Origin of the sequence: Peribacillus butanolivorans (assembly GCF_001273755.1) — a bacterium.
Classification (GTDB): domain Bacteria; phylum Bacillota; class Bacilli; order Bacillales; family DSM-1321; genus Peribacillus; species Peribacillus butanolivorans.
Window position 1 is genome coordinate 4,192,637 of sequence record NZ_LGYA01000001.1, and the last position, 20,528, is coordinate 4,213,164.

General features: G+C 36.1%; 23 protein-coding genes and 2 riboswitches. Of the genes, 4 read left to right on the plus strand and 19 right to left on the minus strand.

Annotation, left to right across the window (positions count from 1 at the left end):
- Nucleotides 1–170 precede the first annotated feature (170 nt).
- Nucleotides 171–590, plus strand: coding sequence for a VOC family protein (locus tag AKG34_RS19335; protein WP_098175535.1), 420 nt, complete (start codon nucleotides 171–173; stop codon nucleotides 588–590).
- A 303-nt stretch (nucleotides 591–893) separates the two neighbouring features.
- Here AKG34_RS19335 and AKG34_RS19340 read toward each other — a convergent pair whose 3' ends face one another.
- The 13 genes from AKG34_RS19340 to AKG34_RS19400 all read right to left on the minus strand — a co-directional run bounded on the left by AKG34_RS19340 (nucleotide 894) and on the right by AKG34_RS19400 (nucleotide 12,238).
- Nucleotides 894–2,093 carry a phosphoglycerate dehydrogenase gene (locus tag AKG34_RS19340; protein WP_053347601.1) on the minus strand — a complete coding sequence of 400 codons (1,200 nt, stop codon included), beginning with the start codon at nucleotides 2,091–2,093 and terminating at the stop codon, nucleotides 894–896.
- 172 nt (nucleotides 2,094–2,265) lie between these two features.
- Nucleotides 2,266–2,344: riboswitch (ZMP/ZTP riboswitch) on the minus strand.
- Between the two features lie 203 nt (nucleotides 2,345–2,547).
- Nucleotides 2,548–3,888 (minus strand): sugar porter family MFS transporter, encoded by a 1,341-nt coding sequence (locus AKG34_RS19345; RefSeq protein ID WP_200964801.1) that lies wholly within the window; start codon nucleotides 3,886–3,888, stop codon nucleotides 2,548–2,550.
- 27 nt (nucleotides 3,889–3,915) lie between these two features.
- Nucleotides 3,916–4,341: an L-fucose mutarotase gene (gene fucU / locus AKG34_RS19350; protein WP_053347602.1), complete on the minus strand. Its 426-nt coding sequence runs from the start codon at nucleotides 4,339–4,341 to the stop codon at nucleotides 3,916–3,918.
- Nucleotides 4,334–5,248, minus strand: coding sequence for a fumarylacetoacetate hydrolase family protein (locus AKG34_RS19355; RefSeq protein WP_053347603.1), 915 nt, complete (start codon nucleotides 5,246–5,248; stop codon nucleotides 4,334–4,336). Before AKG34_RS19355 ends, fucU begins: the two co-directional genes overlap by 8 nt.
- A 15-nt stretch (nucleotides 5,249–5,263) precedes the next feature.
- Nucleotides 5,264–6,037 (minus strand): SDR family NAD(P)-dependent oxidoreductase, encoded by a 774-nt coding sequence (locus AKG34_RS19360; RefSeq protein WP_053347604.1) that lies wholly within the window; start codon nucleotides 6,035–6,037, stop codon nucleotides 5,264–5,266.
- A complete protein-coding gene (locus AKG34_RS19365; protein WP_053347605.1) occupies nucleotides 6,034–6,849 on the minus strand; it encodes an SDR family NAD(P)-dependent oxidoreductase in 816 nt (271 codons plus the stop codon). Before AKG34_RS19365 ends, AKG34_RS19360 begins: the two co-directional genes overlap by 4 nt.
- A 29-nt stretch (nucleotides 6,850–6,878) precedes the next feature.
- Nucleotides 6,879–8,042: a UxaA family hydrolase gene (locus AKG34_RS19370; RefSeq protein WP_053347606.1), complete on the minus strand. Its 1,164-nt coding sequence runs from the start codon at nucleotides 8,040–8,042 to the stop codon at nucleotides 6,879–6,881.
- Nucleotides 8,039–8,368 carry a UxaA family hydrolase gene (locus AKG34_RS19375; protein ID WP_053347607.1) on the minus strand — a complete coding sequence of 110 codons (330 nt, stop codon included), beginning with the start codon at nucleotides 8,366–8,368 and terminating at the stop codon, nucleotides 8,039–8,041. The genes AKG34_RS19370 and AKG34_RS19375 overlap by 4 nt, the downstream gene beginning before the upstream one ends.
- On the minus strand, nucleotides 8,361–9,215 hold the full coding sequence (locus AKG34_RS19380) for an amidohydrolase family protein (RefSeq protein WP_053347608.1): 855 nt from the start codon (nucleotides 9,213–9,215) through the stop codon (nucleotides 8,361–8,363). Before AKG34_RS19380 ends, AKG34_RS19375 begins: the two co-directional genes overlap by 8 nt.
- A gap of 284 nt (nucleotides 9,216–9,499) precedes the next feature.
- The gene (locus tag AKG34_RS19385; protein WP_053347609.1) at nucleotides 9,500–10,000 is read right to left on the minus strand and encodes a VOC family protein; all 501 of its coding nucleotides are present in this window, start codon (nucleotides 9,998–10,000) and stop codon (nucleotides 9,500–9,502) included.
- Between the two features lie 325 nt (nucleotides 10,001–10,325).
- Nucleotides 10,326–10,781 (minus strand): DUF3574 domain-containing protein, encoded by a 456-nt coding sequence (locus AKG34_RS19390; RefSeq protein WP_236694975.1) that lies wholly within the window; start codon nucleotides 10,779–10,781, stop codon nucleotides 10,326–10,328.
- Between the two features lie 299 nt (nucleotides 10,782–11,080).
- Nucleotides 11,081–11,599: a DinB family protein gene (locus AKG34_RS19395; protein WP_053347610.1), complete on the minus strand. Its 519-nt coding sequence runs from the start codon at nucleotides 11,597–11,599 to the stop codon at nucleotides 11,081–11,083.
- A gap of 195 nt (nucleotides 11,600–11,794) precedes the next feature.
- Nucleotides 11,795–12,238, minus strand: coding sequence for a hypothetical protein (locus AKG34_RS19400; RefSeq protein WP_053347611.1), 444 nt, complete (start codon nucleotides 12,236–12,238; stop codon nucleotides 11,795–11,797).
- A 444-nt stretch (nucleotides 12,239–12,682) separates the two neighbouring features.
- Nucleotides 12,683–12,769: riboswitch (cyclic di-GMP riboswitch) on the plus strand.
- Between the two features lie 18 nt (nucleotides 12,770–12,787).
- Here AKG34_RS19400 and AKG34_RS29345 point away from each other — a divergent pair.
- Nucleotides 12,788–12,916: a hypothetical protein gene (locus AKG34_RS29345; RefSeq protein WP_255264000.1), complete on the plus strand. Its 129-nt coding sequence runs from the start codon at nucleotides 12,788–12,790 to the stop codon at nucleotides 12,914–12,916.
- Between the two features lie 303 nt (nucleotides 12,917–13,219).
- Complete coding sequence (locus tag AKG34_RS19405; RefSeq protein ID WP_053347612.1) at nucleotides 13,220–13,612, plus strand: YybH family protein; 393 nt, start codon at nucleotides 13,220–13,222, stop codon at nucleotides 13,610–13,612.
- A gap of 123 nt (nucleotides 13,613–13,735) precedes the next feature.
- Here the strand turns inward: AKG34_RS19405 and AKG34_RS19410 are convergent, their stop codons facing one another.
- The 5 genes from AKG34_RS19410 to AKG34_RS19430 form a co-directional block, all read right to left on the minus strand.
- Entirely contained in the window at nucleotides 13,736–14,752 is a 1,017-nt protein-coding gene (locus tag AKG34_RS19410; RefSeq protein ID WP_053347613.1) for a LacI family DNA-binding transcriptional regulator, read from the minus strand.
- A 157-nt stretch (nucleotides 14,753–14,909) separates the two neighbouring features.
- Complete coding sequence (locus AKG34_RS19415; RefSeq protein WP_053347614.1) at nucleotides 14,910–15,326, minus strand: VOC family protein; 417 nt, start codon at nucleotides 15,324–15,326, stop codon at nucleotides 14,910–14,912.
- Between the two features lie 453 nt (nucleotides 15,327–15,779).
- Complete coding sequence (gene hmpA, locus AKG34_RS19420) at nucleotides 15,780–17,000, minus strand: NO-inducible flavohemoprotein (protein ID WP_053347615.1); 1,221 nt, start codon at nucleotides 16,998–17,000, stop codon at nucleotides 15,780–15,782.
- Nucleotides 17,001–17,322: 322 nt separating this feature from the next.
- Nucleotides 17,323–18,306, minus strand: coding sequence for a ketoacyl-ACP synthase III (locus tag AKG34_RS19425; RefSeq protein ID WP_053347616.1), 984 nt, complete (start codon nucleotides 18,304–18,306; stop codon nucleotides 17,323–17,325).
- 216 nt (nucleotides 18,307–18,522) lie between these two features.
- The gene (locus tag AKG34_RS19430) at nucleotides 18,523–19,026 is read right to left on the minus strand and encodes a DinB family protein (protein ID WP_053347617.1); all 504 of its coding nucleotides are present in this window, start codon (nucleotides 19,024–19,026) and stop codon (nucleotides 18,523–18,525) included.
- 177 nt (nucleotides 19,027–19,203) lie between these two features.
- Between AKG34_RS19430 and AKG34_RS29350 the strand changes: the two genes are divergently transcribed.
- Complete coding sequence (locus AKG34_RS29350) at nucleotides 19,204–19,329, plus strand: hypothetical protein (protein ID WP_255263999.1); 126 nt, start codon at nucleotides 19,204–19,206, stop codon at nucleotides 19,327–19,329.
- 367 nt (nucleotides 19,330–19,696) lie between these two features.
- Here AKG34_RS29350 and AKG34_RS19435 read toward each other — a convergent pair whose 3' ends face one another.
- Nucleotides 19,697–20,236 carry a hypothetical protein gene (locus tag AKG34_RS19435; RefSeq protein ID WP_152952316.1) on the minus strand — a complete coding sequence of 180 codons (540 nt, stop codon included), beginning with the start codon at nucleotides 20,234–20,236 and terminating at the stop codon, nucleotides 19,697–19,699.
- Nucleotides 20,237–20,528: the final 292 nt, after the last annotated feature.

Genomic DNA, 20,528 nt, shown 5'->3' on the forward strand with positions numbered 1-20,528 from the left:
CATGTTGTTTAAGACAAGATCGGCACTTATTCTTACGCAACCAACGGGTCAGGTTAAACTCAACAAAAAAAGTGGAAGGTAAATCCAATTAATAGTCTTTTTATGTTAAAGTTGCAATGTGCTAAGAAATAGATTTAATTATGGAACGATATACAGGGAGGAATGGGACAATGGAAAATAAATGGCCAAAAGAAATGAAAGTAGCGCAAATCCGAGTTGCACGTCCTACTGATCAACTAAAAAAGGTTGTAAACTTCTATTGTGAGGGATTAGGCTTGAAAAAAATCGGTTCTTTTGAAGGACACGAGGGATATGACGGTATTATGATTGGGCTTCCCAATTCAAACTATCATTTAGAGTTTACTCAACATAAAGATGGGAGTCCTTGTCCTGCTCCAACAAAGGATAATCTGCTTGTCTTCTATATTCCTGAAAGTAAAACCATTGAAGAAATCACAAATAGATTGAAAGGTATGGGTTATGATTCAGTATCTCCAGAAAATCCATATTGGGAAAAATCAGGTGTTACAATTGAAGATCCAGATGGGTGGAGAATTGTATTAATGAATTCGCCCGGCATAGGAAATTAAAATAATAACTGCAAATAAAAAGTAAGGTTATCTGAGCATGTCACTAAAAGGATTACATCTTTTCCTCATTCAACCAACGGGTGCGATTCTTTAATAGGAATCGCTTTTCTTATACTAACAGGTGCTAGTTCTATAGAAGACCACAATAAGTAGTCTCTTATATTTGTTCAAAAATCAACAGCATTACTGTTTAACAAAGCCTAAGTTAAAAATAGCCTCAACTCCTTAAAGGAATTGAGGCTTGTACTAATATTTATCATTTGAGCAGGAAAGTATGCTTTCTTCCTGTTCCATTAAAGTATGTTAAATAATACGAGTTGTAACGATGCCTGTGATTTGTTTGATTTTTTCCTCTAAACCAGGAATGATATCGCCGTTTACTTCACCGTCAATGTCAATCATCGTATACGCGTATCCCCCACGGCTTCTGTTAACCATGTCAGCGATGTTCAAATTATAGTCTGATATAGCCAGTGTGATCTGCCCAACCATGTTTGGAACGTTTTCGTGGAAAGTTGCCACACGACGCTTTCCTGTATAAGGAAGGGAAGTGTTTGGAAAATTCACTGAGTTTTTGATGTTCCCTGTTTCTAAGAACAATTTCACTTGACGAGCTGCCATAATAGCACAGTTTTCCTCTGATTCTTGCGTAGAGGCACCAAGATGTGGGATTGGAACTACATTTTTCATTTTCAATACATTTTCATTCGGGAAGTCTGTAATAAACCTGCCAACTTTCCCGCTTTCAAGTGCAGCTTCCATATCCGTTTCATTCACAAGCTCACCACGTGAGAAATTCAAAATATGTACGCCCGGTTTCATGATGCTAAATGTTTCTTGGTTAAACATTCCTCTTGTGTCATCAGTTAATGGCACGTGTACAGTAATATAATCAGATTCAGCAAACAACTGTTCAATCGTCATAGCGCGCTGTACATTGCGGGACAAGTTCCAAGCTGTATCGACAGAGATGAACGGGTCAAATCCAATCACATCCATGTCTAAACCTAGTGCATCATTCGCTACAAGCGCACCGATCGCTCCTAAACCGATTACACCAAGAGTTTTTCCCTTGATTTCTTTTCCAACAAATTGTTTCTTTCCTGCTTCTACAAGCTTTGGAACTTGTTCTCCTTCACCCTCTAACGTCTTTGTCCAGGCCACACCGGCAAAAAGGTTACGAGATGAAGCCATTAAAGAGGTTAGTACCATTTCTTTTACAGCGTTAGCGTTAGCACCAGGGGTATTAAAAACAACAATTCCTTGCTCTGTGCATTTGTCGACGGGAATATTATTGACACCCGCTCCGGCCCTTGCGATTGCTTTTAAATTATCGCCTAATTCTAATGCATGCATGTTAAAGCTACGAAGAACAACAGCATCAGGATTTTCACTGTCATTGTCGATAGTAAAGTTATCCTTATTGAATACATTTAACCCGCTTTCAGCAATATTATTTAAGGTTTTGATTGTTTTCAGTTTTTCTAAAATTAATGTGCTCATATTATTTCTCCTCTTTTAATTTATGATAGTTTTTAAATTCCTAAATTAATTAACAAGATGTTAAGCAAGCTACTAATCAAATTTCATAAAAATCTGTGTATTCTCTAATAATGGATTTAAGTCTTCACTATCCTCTCCTAATAAACAGAAAGAGGCAAGGGATAATTTCCCTTACCTCTGCCCAGGCGAACGGCTACGACACTATATGCTCCCTCACGGTTATCCGCGTTTCGCCAGTCACACATAGTCTTTTAAATTAATTATATTTTATCAAATTCTCCATCAACCTTCAACTACAATTTTAAAAGGTTATCCTATTTCAGTTCCTTTGACAGAATTATTTAGTAGAATTCCCCATTACTCAGTCCCCTCAGCAAAAGAATATTCTTCTAATAGATGTTCTTCTGTTAGTTCAATATTTATCTTTAGTTCTTGTATTGGAAGGGTTAAACCCTTAAGCAGGTTTAATAGCTTTTTCCATATCTTGCTGACGCCAGTACTCTTCAATTTCTTCTAAAGTTTTCCCTTTGGTTTCTGGTGTTTTATAGTGAATAAATACGCAAGCAACTATTGATAATACCGCGTATATTAAGAAGACATTATTTCCAATGACACTTAACAATGGCGGGAAAGTATACGAAAAAAGAAAATTCAATGTGTACTGTAAAAATGTAATGACTCCCATTCCGATCGCTCTTGCTTGCAAAGGTAACACTTCAGGTATGAATAGCCAGAATACAGGACCTAGACCGATTCCAAACGCGAATACATATAAAAACACACAAACCATACTAAATATCGTAAAATCTGAAAATAGTGCTAAACCGATTAATGGTAGGACCTGCCCGCCAATACTATAGATTAATAATGTTTTTCTTCCCAGTTTATCAACAATGAATAACGATATTGCCGTGGAAATAACTAAGGCGGTACCTATCCCGAAGTTGGCTATATTCGATCCGCTCCACCCGTTAATTTCCACTCCTTCAAAGATGATTGGAGCAAAGTATACTACAGCATTAATCCCAGTGAAGACCTGAAAAAACGTTAATATGAAGTTCATATTTAGAATCTTTTTATACTGGCCAACTAAATGTTTGAATCCGACAGTTTGCTGTTTTAGTGAATAATTAATATCGCTTATTTCATCTTCCACTTCTTTCTTCGATCCTCTTAGTTTCATTAATACTTTTCTTGCCCGTTCTTCTTTTCCTGCAGTCATTAGCCAACGTGGACTTTCGGGTGAGATTAGCATCCCAATCGTAAAGATTGCAGCAGGAATAATACCTATTCCTAGCATGATTCTCCAAGAACCACTAGCAGAAAAGGAAGCTCCTACAATGTAAGCACTTAAAATTCCGACATTTACACTTAATTGATATAATGCACCAATTAATCCTCTGATTTTAGGTGGAGCTAATTCAACCAGATATATCAACGAACACATATTGGCTATTCCACATCCGATTCCAAGGATAAATCGCGATCCTATTAAAACGCTTACATTAGTAGCGAAGGCACAGCCAATAGACCCAACAATAAACGTAATGCCTGCTCCTATTAAGAGCGATTTCCTTCCTAATACTTTAGATAAGGAGGTTGAAAGAACAATAGCAGGCAATGCTCCTAAAAGAAGGAAACTTACAATCAATCCTTGGCCGGCCGGGCTTAATCCAAATTCCTCGGTAATAAAGGGAATCGCTGGTGAAATGGCACCAGAATCAAAACCATATAAAAGTCCAGCCAAGCCACCAAAAATCGCATAAACATACATAATATTCGGAATTTTTTGCAAATAACTCACTCCTTTTAGATTCACTAATTAAAGTACACCTTTTTTCAATATAAGATTCGCATACTGTGCACGTTCACTTGTAGCGATAATGGCATATGCCGCCTTACTTCTTTCGTAAAAATCCATTCTTTCGATTTTTTCTATTTGGACAGGAAAGTCGCTCGTTTTTTTTATTATATCTTCATAGGTCTGCCAGATTTCAGGGTTTTTTTCATCACCTTGAACAGGATTCATCAGCATGACTGGAAACGTAACATACGTATCTAGTGGAAAAAATTCTAATATGGCCCGTAAAAAATCAGCAACGCCATGTCCATGACCATTGATTATCCGGTTGGAATGACTTGCAGCCGGATAGTTTCCGTCTGCAAGTACAATCTCATCACCGTGCCCCATCTCCATCATAACTTTCATCAATTCTGGAGAAATAATAGGCGGGATTCCTTTAAGCATTAGTCAAAACCTTTTCACTTTCTTGAACAAATTTGTTCGTTAGTGTTCCAAGCTTTTCGATTTCAACAGTGACCACATCTCCTGGCTGAATATAAACGCGCTGATCAGCCGGTAAGCCTAATACGACTCCTTCAGGTGTACCTGTTAAAATAAGATCTCCCGGCTCTAACGTCATGTGCTGGGAAATATAACTTACGATTTCTGCGCAAGAAAAAATCATATCGGAAGTATTAGAGTTTTGTCTTATTTCATTATTTACGTACGTTTTCAAATTAAGGTTGTTTGGATCCCCTACTTCGTCCGCTGTCACTAAGAAAGGTCCTACTGGACTAAAATCATCACAGGTTTTTCCAAGTAGCCACTGCTGTGTTCTCATTTGCAGATCTCTTGCAGACAAATCATTGACTGTACAATAACCAAAAACATGAGAAAGAGCAGCTTCTTGTGTTACGTTTTTTGTCTTTTTGCCAATTACAATTCCCAGTTCAACCTCATAGTCCAGTTCATTCGTTACATTTGGTATAACAATTTCACTTTGATGACCTGTTAACGTATTATCAAATTTGTTAAACAAGATAGGCACTTCAGGATACGGTGCATTGGTTTCATCTGCGTGTCTTCTGTAATTCAATCCGACGCAAATGATTTTATGAGGTTTTGTAACACTAGGACCGTATATAATCCCTTCCTCTTCAATAGCGACTGCACTTCCATTTGTGACAGCTTCATTAACCTTTATTTCAAAATCTTTTAGTTCGGATTGATTGAATTCAATTACTTGCATCACATCTGTTACTATATTGTTCCATTCATTCTTCTTAGCAGTTTCTTCGATATCTATTAAGTTATTCTCAATCTGAACAGCCAATTTCTGATTTTCACCTTTTATAAAAGTAGCTAGTTTCATAGTTTCATTCTCCTTTTATGCATTTTTCCCAAAAACAACTCCGCCATCAATATATAAAGGCGATCCCATCATGAACGTAGACTCATCTGAGGCTAGAAATAGTGCAGCCTTTGCCACATCACTAGGTCTTCCTAATTCTCCGCTTAACTGTCTTTTCTTGATCGTTCCGATTGCGATTTCAGGATCGTCATATGAATTTTTCAAATAATCTTCAACAAATGGAGTTAAGATGGTGCCCGGCAATAAAGCATTTACTCGAATATTATAAGGGGCATAGTCCACTTGCATGGCTTTTGTCAGAGCAAGTACAGCGCCTTTCGTTGCTGAGTATGCGGCACGTTTAACTAGACCCATTTCCGCAGCGCAAGACGACATATTAATGACTACTCCACTTTTTTGTTCCATCATATAAGGAAGCGTGTATTTAGAGGGTAAATAAACCCCCTTCACATTTACACTCATAATTCGGTCCCAGACATCTGGCTCTACTTCGTCTACTCTACCCACATTGCTGATTCCTGCATTGTTGAATAGAATATCTATTTTTTTATACGTCTCAATAATCTGATGTATGGCAGATTGAACCGCTTCAGGATTCGTCACATCTACTTCGTAAAATGCTGCTTTTCCGCCATTTTCTTCTATTTCAGAAACTGTTCCTTGCCCATTTTCAGCATGAATGTCTGTGATGATAACAAATGCGCCTTCTTTTGCAAATAAACGGGCTGATTCCTTGCCGATACCGCTTCCTCCACCAGTGATAACTGCTATCTTGTTGAGTAGTCTCATAATGTTACCTCCTGTTCATGATTCATATGATCTTCAGGCTGTGCCGCTTTAACCGTTAATCCGCCATCTACCATTAACAGATGCCCATTGATTTGCACGGCTTCATCAGAGGCTAAAAAGACAACAGAATCACCAATTTGTTTTTCTGTTCCAAGTCTCTTCATTGGATTCGCTTCAATCTCTTTTGCTAGAATTTGAGGATCTGCCAAATATTCATCACACATATCCGTTGCAACGGTGCTCGGTCCGACTGCATTTACATTAATATTGTATTTTCCTAACTCAATCGCCAAGGCCTTTGTTAAATGCGAAGCTGCTGCTTTTGATGAGATATAATGCGGGATTACTGGACTTGTCACAAGAACACTCGCAGTTGATGTAATATTAATGACTTTTCCATATTTATTTTCGATCATTTTTTTCGCCGCTCTTTGGGTTGTCAAAAAGATCGATTTTACGTTCGTCTGATAGGTATCATCCCATGTTTTTTCTGAAAGACTCAAAAAAGGTTCAAATGGAGCAATACCAGCATTATTCACTAGGATTTCTACCGATCCTAACTCTTTTTCTACTTGGTCTATCATTTGGTCAACTTCTTCTTTCACCCCAACATTTGCTTTCACAACAATCGCTTGAATATGAAACTCTTTTTCTACTTTTTCTTTTAAAGCGTTTGCTTTTTCAAATGAACCGGGTGATGTATAATTGATAGCCACATTAGCGCCTTCTTCAGCTAATCTCATGACAATTGCTGCCCCAATCCCTCGGCTACCACCTGTGACAAGAGCTGTTCGATTTTTTAATTTACTCATATATATAGATCCTCCTTCTCCTATTTGTTTTATAGGCTGATGCTGATTCGGCTGATACTAAATTCTTGATGGCCTAAAATTTCAGCTTTTGTCAGCTCACCTTGTGCTGTTTTAAGAACCGTTTCGAAAATACGATTTCCTGCTTCTTCTGTTGTTTCTTTTCCTTTCATTACAGGACTTGTATCTATATCAATGTTATCGATCATTTTGATGGCAGTATGTTCATTTCCCGTTATTTTGATGACCGGAATAATTGGGTTTCCAGTCGGTGTCCCTCTTCCTGTCGTAAAGCAGACCATATGAACACCAGCGGCAGCCATACCCGATACACACTCGATATCATTCCCTGGTGAATCCATGAAGTAATAGCCGTTCCCTGGAATTTCGTCTGCAAAAGATAATACATCGTTCAAGGGAGCAGTACCTGCTTTACTTATACAGCCAAGAGATTTTTCTTCGATAGTAGACAGGCCTCCCTCTATATTACCCGGGCTTGGATTTCCGCCACGCATATCTGCCCCAATGCGTTCTACTTCTTTTTCAAATTTATTAACATAGGCATATAGCTTATTTGCCACTTCTTCGCTCACAGCTTTTTGAGCGACAATATGTTCAGCCCCGATAATTTCAGTTGTTTCACCCATTACAATGGTTCCGCCCTGATTTAAGAGCTGATCAGCTGTTTTTCCTAAAGCGGGATTGCTGCACAGACCAGATGTAGCATCGGAACCGCCGCATTTCACACCTAGTATTAATTCTGAAATAGGAACATCTACTTGTGGCACTTTTTCGATTTCCTTGAATAAGCTTTTTGCCAATTCAGACCCTTTTTGAATAGCTTTTATCGTTCCGCCTGCATCTTGGATATCAAGCCACTCAACAGGTTTTCCTGTTTCTTCTTCAATTTCTTGTTTCAAAACTTTAGCATCAATAACCTCACAGCCTAAGCTAATTAAAAGAACTGCACCTACATTTGGGTTTTTCCCCATTCCTCCAAGAAGTCTGTGTGTACGTTCCTTGTCATCACCAATCTGGCTGCAGCCATGCTGATGCGGAATAGCTACAGAGTCTGGTACAGCTTGCTGGATTCTATTGGCTACGTGATTTGCACAAATGACAGTAGGGATAATTAACAGATGATTACGTATTCCAAATTTCCCGTTTGAACGACGGTACCCTTTTATCATGCTCATCGTTGTTTCTCCCCTTCCGCCTTATCTCCTCTTCCTCTGATTCCTTCAATATTATGTACATGGACATGTTCACCAGGTTCGATATCAATTGTCGCTGCACCGATTACTTCTCCATATTTGATAACCGTTGCTAATTTTTCAATCGGTTTAATTGCGATTTTATGTCCAAATGGAATCGATTGCTTGGCTGTCAATACCGCTTTTTGGCCATTGATGACGTATAGTAATGTTTCTTCTTCTTCTACATCTTTCAAAAGAGTCGCTACATTATCTTGATCAGACATAACGATGCTCGTAACGTCCTGTTCATAGCCTACCTTACTCATGGCTATCTCCCCTTTCTTTTAATTTGTAAAAGGCTTTCGTATTATTAGAAAATATTTTATCCATTTCCTTATTAGTTAAATTTTCCGGTACATTTCTTTTGATAATCTGCAGTGCGTCATCATAGCTTCCAGCTGATAAACATACAGGCCAATCGCTGCCGAAAAGCAAACGGGATGGACCAAATGTTTGCACAATATGATGAATATATGGCTCAAAATCTTCAGTTTTCCACATAGCTGGATTCGCTTGCGTCATTAAACCCGACATTTTGCACCAAACATTCGGAAACTGTGATAGAGCGTTCATGTCCTCTTTCCACTCGCTTAAATCCCCTTTAGTAATATTCGGTTTAGCCATATGATCTATTACTGTCATTAAGTTCGGAAGCGTTTTCAATAAAGTTAAAATCGATGAAATGTGCTTATTATTAATTAATAAATCTAATGGAAGATTATATCTAATAAGCCATTTTAAATTTTCTATCACTTGCTCTTGTAATATCCAATCACTATTTTCTAAATCCTGGAGCATTGGACGCAAACCAACAATTCCCGGTCGTTTCATTAACGAATCTAGTTGCTTTGGAAAAGCTGGAGAAGATAAGTCTATCCAGCCGACTACACCATAAATCCAGTCATACCGTTCATACAATGATAAAAGAAATAAAGTCTCTTCATATGTAGGAGCAGCTTGGATAAGAACAGTTCCAGCAATACCATGTTTTTCTAATAAGGGATTTAAATCTTCTGGAAGATAATCTTGATAGAGGACTCCCATATCTTTTGAAAGCCAAGAATAGTCAGCTCGGTCAATCTTCCAAAAATGCTGATGAGCATCAATAATCATTTTGACCTCCTCTTGTTACTAGTATGTTACCGGTAACATTAAAATAACAACAATATTTTAAATTGTCAATAAATTAATTGCAACAATATCAAAATAAGGATTTGTTAAACAACACTGTTAATATTTAGAGATAAGAAAAAGGACCTATAGCGAGGATAGTTCAGTGGAACAATCTAAAAAACCTGTATACATTTATACAGGTTTTTAATCAAACTTTTTATTAAATGGTCTTGTAAAGTGACAACAAAGAAATTCATTTTTAATACCTCAAACAACTTGTAACCTTATCCCTCATACGCTTGCTTTAATGTTTTGATGTCAATTTTTTTCATTTGGAGCATTGCATTCATAACTCTTGCTGATTTTTCTGGATCGTGGTCGCTTAGCATCTCAGTTAGGGCCGTAGGAATAATTTGCCATGAAACACCATACTTATCTTTCAGCCAACCGCACACTTGTGCCTTCTCGTCTCCGCCTTCGGAGAGTTTTTCCCAAAAATAGTCCAATTCTACTTGTGACTCGCAATTGACGATAAATGATATTGCCTCTGTAAATTTGAATTGCGGACCGCCATTTAATGCTACGAATTCCTGGCCTTCCAGTTGAAATTCCACGGTCATTACTGTTCCTTCTAATATCCCGTGGATTTCATGCCCCTCTTTTCCATAGTGAGTGATTCTTCCAATCTTGGAATTTTTAAAGATAGAAGCGTAAAACTTCGCTGCCTGTTCAGCTTGTGTATCAAACCACAAGTTTGTTGTGATTTTTTGGATTTTGCTTTTCATGATTTTCTTCTCCATTTCCTAAAAAAAGATTTTTGGCAAGACTATGCTTTGTAGCTTACGAATAAAGAGGCTTAAGATCCAACCCTTTAGCATCAAGTTCATCCCAAGACTTTTTTCCGAAGAATGACCAATCAGAAATTAGCTGAAGTCATACCCTGTTTTGTGACTGTCTTTGTTACATGATTTAGCATAAGATTTTCATTACTTATTTCCATTTTTCAAGGATCTCAGTTTGTTCTATTGGAACTTTCATTTCACCTATAAAATCTTATTCTTGAGGACTAAAAGCCTTGAGATATAAAATCTCTAAGCTTCTTTAAATCGGTTATTCAATAAAGTACATCTTCCCGTTCACTTCAAGAGACACAGATGATTGTTTCATCTCTTCCTTTAGAGACTTGGTATAAGCAACTACTTGATTAATTTTTTTCTTATCCAAGTCTTCTACATAGCTATATACAATCGTTACTTTCTCCTTAACCAATTGATTATCATCAGATAGCCATGATCCTGTACCATCGATGGCTGTTGCTCCTCCAAACATTCTTGAGAATTCTTCTAATGACTTGTTTACATATGGAGTATTATCAATTGGTTGATCAACATTATATGTAGATGGTACGTAAATTTTTACTACGTCTTCAAGGTAGAATTGCCCCTTTAATGCAGAAGATTCTTTCACTTTAGATGTTTCTTGTTGTTCTGTAGCGTACACAGCATTGCCTAAAAAGACAATTAATAGAATCGGGATGATCCAATAAAAGATTTTTTTCCTTTCCATCATTGCCACTCCTTTTTATTCAACAGTTTGGCTAGCAAAACAATGGTGAGTTTTCTATCAATTATTATACATGTAACTATCAGATTATTGTGGAAAATTTTGACTTATATTTCAATTATAGTATTTTTTCTATCATTGAAAAAATAACGATAGAATGTTATTTTCGTTGCAAATAACTAAACGACTTGAATTAGCTGATAATGCGTAATAATAAGTACTTAAACAAGCCTTCGCTTATTGGTTTGTTAATTAACTGGATCACGTTCAAGATGGATAAAAATTCCCCACTCTTTAACATCTTAATCATTCCGTAAATTGCTAAGCAATTGGAAAATCTGCCCCCTATGATGTGATTCATGTTCAATCAAATGATACACAACCCACTCAGGTGTGACATCATATTGTTCAAGTACTCTCGGTTTACGCCAATTCGTTAGGTCCATTGAACGAAAGTGGGAAAGAAATACTTCACGTACCTTATTAAGGCGGTAAACATGTTCTTCTAAACTTTGTCCCTCAATATGGGTTAAAGAGCCCTCCTCAGAACGGCATTCTAACGGAAACAACGAGCGTATTTCAGAATCCCATTCAGTAACAAGAACCTCTTCATATAACCAATCTGCCTCGACCAATGCAATGTGATATAACAGCGAGCCAATCGTTTGTCTTTCATCCATTTTTGTGTCGAGCATCCTTTGGCTGATTCCAGTTAATTCTGTTAAAAGAGTACGGCGAACATCTTCTAAACACCATAGCCACCGGCCAATTTCTTCTTCATATTCTGCTAATCGAGATACCAGTAAAGCTCTTCTCTCCAAACTGATCATCCTCCTCTTATTTAAAGTCTTACATTCTATTAAAAATGGATGTTTCCTTCAATTAAAATGGCATGTTAAATTTTATTGTGGATTTAAGGTAAAATAAATTGAGTAGTTTCTGCGGACGTGTAGACATCACTCTATTATTCCTGTTATATATCGAGAACCAAATATTCTCACTAAAGCCCCCATTTATTAATTTATTTGCACATTTTCTTCAAATTCTATACCTAAGTATTTATAAAGAATAGTTACAGAATTAATTTCAACATCATCTTTTACTGAAAGCCCATATTTAGATTGGAACTCAACATCTTTGATTGCTGTTCCAGTTTCTATCTTTACCGTATCATAGTCTTTAAAAATATAACCTTCATCCATAAATGTATCGGAAAGAACAAAACCTTTTCCCGATTCATCTACTTGTACTTTCGCTATTTCAGGTTTCTCTGCTCCATTTATTCGAATATCAAGCAATTCAATATCTTGAAATCCATCATTTCCCAAAGTGATTACCACTACTTTTTGTTCCAACCCAGTCCCTAATAAATTTGCTTCAAGTTTCGGTTGTGCAAGTACAAAATAAAGTACAACACCAATGATAACTATTAATCCCATAAAAATTCCTGTTCTTTTCACTACAAATCTCCCCTTCAACTACCCTACCCTTTAGTTCAATAACAGACAATGAATTTACTTTATCTATTATAGATGTTTATTCTACAAATATTTCCAAAAACCTTTATCCCAGTGGTATTAGGCACTAAATTTCCGTTTGCGTAACCGCACCACCGAACCTATACTCTTACCCTCGTTATAGAATTTTTTTTCGGTTAAAAACCCGTGTCACGTTATTCAACAATAGGGACAGATTATTGAATAAGGGAAGAAAATTTTTTATCTAAAGGCTGTGTTAAATAAAACTATTAATACCATCATTTTAAATGTTATGGTGAACCTAAAAGGCACTCAACCTCGTTAATTTTCGTTAATTAACTTTAGTTTTTAAAGAATAATAATTACATTTCTACAATTTACGACAACATTAGCACTATCTAGATAGTAATATATAACTATAATAAAATGAGAAAACGGCAAACTAATCGAAAGGTTAGGACGCAAAGCTAACAGGTCTAAGGTCAGATTGACTATGATAGCTGGGCTACCTCTTCAACGGAGGAATAGGTAATGTTACTTCAGACAAATGACAGAGTAGAAGAATTAGATACAGAATGGATTGAACTCATTCAAATGGCTATCAATGTAGAAATACCGTTAGAGGAAATTAGGGGATTTTTATTAGAAGGTAGACAGTAGGCCTATGCTTGCTGTCTGACACATTTTTACACATTAACGCCTTCTTTCTATTTCTTTACTTTATCAAAATAGAAAGAAGCTAATAATTCACCTTTAGCTGTAATAACTAGGATGGTTTGCTACGGTAATTATTTTCATTGCTACCCTATAGGCAGATTGCCCTTCAAAAATGGCTTTATGGTAATGATGTTGATTTTTCTTATTTGTCCAAGAGAAGGATTCCACAACAAGACAGTCGAATATTCTTCACCAAGGGGTAAATTGGAATCCCTATAATTTACCTAGCTTGATAGGAGGGCAAATATGCAAATTCATGAGTTAGAACTTGTAATAAAGAATGCAGACCGAGCAATAAATAATGAGGATTTCGATCAATTAATGGATTTCTATTCAGAGGATGCTACCTTAGTTGTAAAACCTGGAACGTTAGCTAAAGGCAAAGAAGAAATACGTCGGGCATTCGTTGCTATCGCTGATTATTTTAATCATAGTTTAATTGTTAATCAAGAAAAGATGGCAATAATTGAAACAGGTGATACGGCATTAGTTGTAGCAAAAGCCCTTCTGAGTGCCAATCAAAAGACTGATTCGGCATTCTCAATGGAAAGAATGGCTACCTATGTTTTTAAAAAGGATTCGACAGGTACCTGGCGTTGCATAATTGATAATTCTTACGGTGCTGAATTACTTGAATAAGTCATGTACAGATATTTGAATAAATAGAAAAGGCTCACCTTCTATTAGGTTATTAGGTGGTTTTTTCATTTGTGTTAATCTCCACAGCAGACGTTAATAGAGTCAAAAATAAAAAAACTCCTATTATTTTATAGGAGTTCCAGATGATTTTCTGATTACCAATTCAGGCTTTAAATTTATTGTTCGATAATCAGCTGGACCGACTTCATCTACTCTTTCAATCACTAATTGTGTTCCTAAATATCCAAAGTCATAGGCAGGCTGCGAAGATACAGTCAAAAAAGGATCAAAGTCTGAAAATAATTCTAAATCGTCAAAGCAAACGACGGCAATGTCTTCTGGAACTTTAATCTTTTTTTCTCGTAAACTTTTTATAATTTTAATGGCAATGAAATTATTCGCTGCAAAAATCGCTGTTGGACGATCAGCAGGAGAAACATTAACCAAATGAGCGATTCCATTCCATTGCTTTTCTTGTTTATAATGAGTCTCTACTAGGAAAGCGGGATCTATCTTTAAATCATTAATTTTTAACGTTTCAATATACGCCTGATACCGTTCTTTCGAAGTGGAAATCGTAAGTGGGCCATGAACCATTGCTATTCTTTGATGACCATAATCAATTAAATGCTGAAGAAGCAATTTTGTCCCTTCATAGTTATCTCCAAGTACTCTATCACACGAAACATCTTCAATTTGCCTATCTATTAATGTAAATGGAATTCTGTTTTTAATAAGTTTCTTTAAGTTTTTGGTCGATTGATCACCTGTAGGAGCAATAATTACGCCATCTACCCTTTTAGAAATTAATGCATTGATATACTCACTTTCTTTTTCGTAGTTTTCATCTGTATTACATAAAATAAGCTGATATCCCATTTGATTAGCCTTATCCGCAGCGCCTCTTGCAACCTTTGTAAAAAAGGGGTTAGTGATGTCAGTTATGATTAATGAAAGTAACTTGGTTTTTTTAATATTCAAACTTTGAGCAGCTGAATTCGGTATATAGTTTAACTCTTTTATAACAGCTTCTACTTTTTCTCTAGTCTTTTCACTGATATTTCCTTTATTATTAATGACTCTCGATACAGTCATCGGTGATACATTCGCTTTTTTTGCAATATCGTAAATTGTCGTCACTTTTTGTACCCGCCTTTACATTTTCCCTTATATTGTATCATAAGTATAAATTGTTATTTTATACTTCAACAAGCAGGTAATCATGTTGACTCAGGTACGACACTGAACTTCAAAAAAAGACACAGTCCTTAGTGAAGGATTGTGTCTTGAACTAGATTTAATTTTGATTAAATCCGCTTTCATCCATGTAAAATATCTCCCAAAGATGTCCGTCTATATCCTGAAAGCTCCAACCGTACATGAACCCATGATCAATGGCTTCATTAAAGGGCTTTCCTCCAGCATCCAGGGCTTTATTCACGATCTCATCCACTTCTCCCTTACTTTTAACCGATAATGCCACAATAGCTTCCGTACTTTTTGCTGTATCCGGGATTTCTCTCTTGGTAAACGTTTTAAAGTAATCTTCAACCAATAACATGACATATATAGTCTCACTGATAACCACACACGTTGCATTTTCATTGGTCATTTGCTCGTTAAAGTCAAAGCCAACTTTTGTGAAAAATTCTATTGAGGCATTCAAATCTTTAACAGGCAAGTTAACAAAGATCTTTTCTGCTTGAACTCCCATCAAATTCACCCTCACTCGTTTATTTTATGTTCATTACCCTACTATTCGTTGCTTTTTTCGATAATCCTGCTCGCAACAAAAAAAGGAGATACCCAGTACCTCTCATCCTAATGTAATAAGTACAACAAAGGTTTTTCAAGAACCGTTGGCGAACGCTAACCCTTTCTCAGAAAGAGAACGACGAATTTGCCTTTAGTTCCCATACCATGTAGCTGCAAGACCTCTGCTTCACTTAGCTTAGGAAACTGCTCAAGTTACAAGTACCCAGCTCCAGCGAGTGCTCGTTGTGCAGGTTTAGCTAATCCTGTCGGGAGATCGCTTTCGTTATTCTTCATAATCCTTTCTCCTTCTTGTGTTATTAATAAATAGTATTTCCAGACTTCCCTTTGTTCTTATTAGCCATGAAAAAGGACCTTCTATCAAAGACCCTTTTTATTCACAAATTTAGTTTACTTATTTTTCTCCTAAAATAGCGAGTGGACTAAATACTTCATAATGAATATGTTCTTTCGATACACTCCATTTACTTAGGGCCTCATTGATTGCTTCCATAAAAGGAATAGGTCCGCAGAAATAAAAATTAGCTTCTTTTGATGGAACGATAGATTGCAGGAAGTCTAAACCCATGTATCCTTCTTTATCAAAATGTCCAGAGGTTCGATCGGCTTCTGTTGGTGCAGCATAGACTACAAATGATTTTATATGTTGATGATCATTCGCTATTTGTTGCAGATGCTCTTTAAAGGCATGTGTTTGGCTGTTGCTTGTTGCATGGATAAACGTAACCTGACGTTGTGGTTGTTTTTCTATAATGGTATTTAACATGCTAAGCAATGGTGTAATTCCAATACCGCCACTAATTAGAACGACAGGTAAATTTGTGTTATCAAGTTCGAAGTCACCTGCAGGAGCAGAAAATTGCAGCGTATCTCCAACTTGCAGCTGTCTATGTAAATAGTTAGATACAATTCCAGATGGAGCATCTCCATGGGCATCTTCACGTTTAACACTGATTCGGTAGTAATTCTTACCAGGTGAATCCGAAAGACTGTAATGGCGTATATGCGTATATTTCTCGCCAGGAATTTCCGCCTTTAGTGTTAGGTATTGCCCAGCATGATAGGAGGCAATGGGTTTTCCGTCTGTAGGCTTTAGGTAAAAGGAGGTTACCGCATCACTTTCTTTTATCTTTTTATCGATATTGAAGCTTCGGTATCCTTCCCATCCACCAGGCTGATGTTCTGTTTCCTCATAGAGGTTTTTTTCAATATCAATAAAGGCATCTGCAATATAGCCATAGGCCTTTCCCCATGCCTCTATGATTTCATCTGTGGCTGCGTCACCTAATACGTCTTTAACTGCTTGAAGCAACGTTTCACCTACAACCGGATACTGTTCAGGCTTTACCCCTATGGCACGATGTTTCTCAGTAACTCTTTTAATTACAGGTTTTATCGCTTCAAGGTTCGTAATATGTTCACCTGCAGCATAGACCGCATACCCTAAGGCCTCCTGTTGAATGCCTCTTTTTTGGTTCGTTTGGTTAAAAAGGTTATACAAATCAGGAGCTTTTGAAAATAGTAATTCATAAAATCTCTTTCCTATTGGTTTACTATGTTCCTTGAGAACAGGTGCTGTTGACTGAACGATTTCTATGGTCTTAGCATCAAGCATGTTAAATTGTCCTCCTCAAATTTCAGGGATATTTACTGTAAATAGCATTCCCACTAAATATAGGAGTAAACATGATATTTTGGCCCCATTCAACTTATCACTCACCAACCCAAACATCTTACTAAAAGCGGGCTTCCGTCCTTTTTGGAGATTTTGAAATTCCCTTAAGATAATTCAAAGACACCATACCTAATAGTACGATGTCTTTGTTTAGTATCCTTGTTAAATTAAACGGGCTCCATTAGCTCAATAAGAAAATAAACTGCTGATCAGTAGCTCTTGATTTTTAAGTAAAGCACCGGTTAGTTGAAGAAAAAAAGCGTTATAGGGTCCAATTGATAAGCAATCCTGCTTGTGCTAATCCACCACCGAAACCATATAATAAAATCTTCTCACCATTACTGAGCTTTCCTTCACTTACTCCTTTATCTAAAGCTAATGGTATTGATGCTGAGGAAGTATTTCCATACTCCACTAAGCTATATAATGTACGCTCAATTGGAAAACCACTTCTATCACATATTGACTCAATCATTCTTAAATTTGCACTATGCGGAACAAACCAATCAACATCATTCAAATGAAATTCAGTATTTTTCATCACAGTTTGCATTCCTTTTGGAACAGTAGTAACAGCCCATTTATAAACCTCACGTCCATTTTGTACAAGGTTACCACTATTATTTAAGTCTTCACCATTTATACGTGTCGATAGGTTTGTACTATATAAATGTTTTCCGCCTGCTCCTTCCGAATATAAATGTGAAGAAATAAAACTTGGTTGTTGTTCATCATATTCTACAAGAACTGCTCCTCCACCATCTCCAAATAAAATACAAGTGGCTCGATCTTCATAGTCCATAATTTTAGATAAAGTATCAGCTCCAATAACAAGAACTTTCTTGTTTAAACCAGATGTTACTAATCCATTAGCTACATGCAACCCATAAGTAAATCCTGCACAAGCAGCGTTTAAATCAATAGCTCCAGTATTCTTAATACCTAGCTTTGCTTGGACTAAAGAAGCTACACTTGGTGTGTTGAAATCAGGTGAAAAGGTACAGACAATAATCATATCAACATCTTCGACTGATTTATCATACCGTTCCATTAAATCCTTTACAGCTTTATAACTTATATCACTAGTAAACTCTTCTTCATGTGAAATTCTTCGTTCTTTAATACCAGTACGTTTAACAATCCATTCATCATTGGTTTCAATCATTTTTTCTAAGTCCTTATTTGTTAACCTTTTTTCTGGAACATAAGAACCTATCGCAGTAATACGTGCTTTGGATTTGAACATAAAATAGCCACCTCGTGTTATGAATTGCATCAATTTTATAACTGATATTAATACCTGGTACTAATTATAAAGTAAAAAAAATCTTATGCAACTACCCTTAACCTTTAGCCCCATAAGAAAAAGAGTTGCCCACGCCACTCCCTTATTGAAGTAGAGCACTCGTTAGTGAAAGAACTTTTCCAATTAATGAGGATTTTGTGCTTGAGCTACTCTGTTCTAATTGGAATATAGGTAAAGTCCAAAATCTTGCATAACAGAGGTGTGCCCCCTTTGACGCAACATGGTAGCTATATTGCCACGGTGATATGATCCGTGAGTAACAACGTGTAGTACCGATTCAGAAATAGAAGTTTCAAGCAACCCAGCATATGGATTATCCACCACAATCAATTTTTCAAAATCTTTTTGACTGTTCAGAAGTGCTTTGTTTCGCTCAGATAAGTCTAGAAATATTTTTTTCATTTCCTCAATACTTTTCGTTTCCACCTCTTTTCTTAATTGATCCGTAGACCCCATTGCTTCATTCATACTTTTACCTGATATTATGTCAAACCATGCGTAATCTGTGAGATAAATGTGAGACAACACCTTTGATACAGAAGAAAAACCACTTTGAATTTCCTGATGATAAATTTCCTGTGGAAGTTCTTTTAAACGATCAATTATGACTCCATTTGCCCACACGTGGTAGTTGTACATTTTTAATACGGATTGTGTCATATTTATTCCCCTCCATTTTCATAAGTTATTTCGTGTTAAACGATTGATGCCTAAATGTTAAATAATTTTCCGGTAAATTATTTAAGGTAATTATCCCCAACTACTCCTCTTATAGCGAATCATCGAATAATACTCATAAGTTTGTACAAAATACTTATGTTCAAAGGAGGTGTTTATATGCCTAATCTAAATGATAATAAGTTCAAAAAAATTCAATCTGAAAGTCAAAAGCAAGGAAAATCACAAGAAGAATATGCTGCGGAACTTGAAATGAACAAATTGAAAAGTCAAAAAAGGAAGTAACCACACCAAATAATGATCATTGGCAGGAAGTTGTTTCCTGCCTTTAATTTACCTTATTATTGGAATTTATCTTGCAACGTTTAAACTTCAGTATTTCTTAAACTCCCTCAGTTAAATACGATAACGCTCACGAATACTCGTTAATTCGCAGTTTTTTTTAAACCATTTGGAATAGGATTCATAAACGAACCCTGCTCTGTTATTCAAGTAGAGCACCAACTAATTCAACAAGAAATTCAACTGATTATTTTCCTTCTGATAACTAACTAACCGCCCTGTTTGTTACATACAAAAAAGTACATTTCGTCATATCTCTTTAAAGAATGATTGCACCCGTTAGTCGTATATTAATTTTATTTGTACCACTTTACTTATCCCATTCCTTTAAAAGCTCTTGGTCGATTTCTTCAATGATTTCTTCAGCACCATCTTTTTTTACTACCTTTACTTCTATATCTTTGACATCACTGATGGCATACCAAAACCTTCTATCACCTTCGACCTTGATGATTTTCGCTGGTTCATCACCTGCATATATTTCAGAAATAGAATTATCACTAATTGCTCCTGAATAAATGTATGGAACTTGGTTCATTGAAGACCATTTAACAGGTGTATTCCATTCTGCTCCTCTTGTTTGTTTCCATTCCCATTTATCATTTTCTTTTTCAAAGTAAGCAATAAATATTTGTTCCCCTTGTGCATTATTCTCTTTAAATACTGCAATGGCATCATCTTCATGCACCACATTCATTTGCTTATGAACGAGCGAATAAGAATAATCCTTTTCCCCTAAGTGCATTTCATCTATCGATTTGTGAAAGAAATCTTCAAATGTTTGTTCTTTTGAACAACCAATTAAAAATGCTATACAAATTATAAACGAAAAAAATATCTTTATTTTCAATCTTATCCCCCTTTGAAATCGTTCTCTTTAATCTATTTTAACATCAGTTCCTAATACATTCTCTCGCTCAAACTTTCGATATCCATCTAGAAAATCAAGCAAATTACCTCCTATTTTAAATGTTTTATTATTATTGAAAAAAAATTATGCCGCTCTCGGTTATAAAATACTGTCAACTAATTCCTAAATGGAATCAACGTAGACTATCTAGTCAATAGGGTATATAATAAAAATTAAATTTTATATTGAAATATTAAAATTATCTGGTTATAATACGATACGTTCTAATTAA

Excerpts from the sequence above, each read along its gene's own strand:
- AKG34_RS19335 (WP_098175535.1), top strand. The coding sequence starts at position 171 with ATGGAAAATAAATGGCCAAAAGAAATGAAAGTAGCGCAAATCCGAGTT.
- AKG34_RS19340 (WP_053347601.1), bottom strand. The coding sequence starts at position 2,093 with ATGAGCACATTAATTTTAGAAAAACTGAAAACAATCAAAACCTTAAAT.
- fucU (WP_053347602.1), bottom strand. The coding sequence starts at position 4,341 with ATGCTTAAAGGAATCCCGCCTATTATTTCTCCAGAATTGATGAAAGTT.
- AKG34_RS19355 (WP_053347603.1), bottom strand. The coding sequence starts at position 5,248 with ATGAAACTAGCTACTTTTATAAAAGGTGAAAATCAGAAATTGGCTGTT.
- AKG34_RS19360 (WP_053347604.1), bottom strand. The coding sequence starts at position 6,037 with ATGAGACTACTCAACAAGATAGCAGTTATCACTGGTGGAGGAAGCGGT.
- AKG34_RS19365 (WP_053347605.1), bottom strand. The coding sequence starts at position 6,849 with ATGAGTAAATTAAAAAATCGAACAGCTCTTGTCACAGGTGGTAGCCGA.
- AKG34_RS19370 (WP_053347606.1), bottom strand. The coding sequence starts at position 8,042 with ATGAGCATGATAAAAGGGTACCGTCGTTCAAACGGGAAATTTGGAATA.
- AKG34_RS19375 (WP_053347607.1), bottom strand. The coding sequence starts at position 8,368 with ATGAGTAAGGTAGGCTATGAACAGGACGTTACGAGCATCGTTATGTCT.
- AKG34_RS19380 (WP_053347608.1), bottom strand. The coding sequence starts at position 9,215 with ATGATTATTGATGCTCATCAGCATTTTTGGAAGATTGACCGAGCTGAC.
- AKG34_RS19385 (WP_053347609.1), bottom strand. The coding sequence starts at position 10,000 with ATGAAAAGCAAAATCCAAAAAATCACAACAAACTTGTGGTTTGATACA.
- AKG34_RS19390 (WP_236694975.1), bottom strand. The coding sequence starts at position 10,781 with ATGGAAAGGAAAAAAATCTTTTATTGGATCATCCCGATTCTATTAATT.
- AKG34_RS29345 (WP_255264000.1), top strand. The coding sequence starts at position 12,788 with ATGTTACTTCAGACAAATGACAGAGTAGAAGAATTAGATACAGAATGG.
- AKG34_RS19405 (WP_053347612.1), top strand. The coding sequence starts at position 13,220 with ATGCAAATTCATGAGTTAGAACTTGTAATAAAGAATGCAGACCGAGCA.
- AKG34_RS19415 (WP_053347614.1), bottom strand. The coding sequence starts at position 15,326 with ATGGGAGTTCAAGCAGAAAAGATCTTTGTTAACTTGCCTGTTAAAGAT.
- hmpA (WP_053347615.1), bottom strand. The coding sequence starts at position 17,000 with ATGCTTGATGCTAAGACCATAGAAATCGTTCAGTCAACAGCACCTGTT.
- AKG34_RS19425 (WP_053347616.1), bottom strand. The coding sequence starts at position 18,306 with ATGTTCAAATCCAAAGCACGTATTACTGCGATAGGTTCTTATGTTCCA.
- AKG34_RS19430 (WP_053347617.1), bottom strand. The coding sequence starts at position 19,026 with ATGACACAATCCGTATTAAAAATGTACAACTACCACGTGTGGGCAAAT.
- AKG34_RS29350 (WP_255263999.1), top strand. The coding sequence starts at position 19,204 with ATGCCTAATCTAAATGATAATAAGTTCAAAAAAATTCAATCTGAAAGT.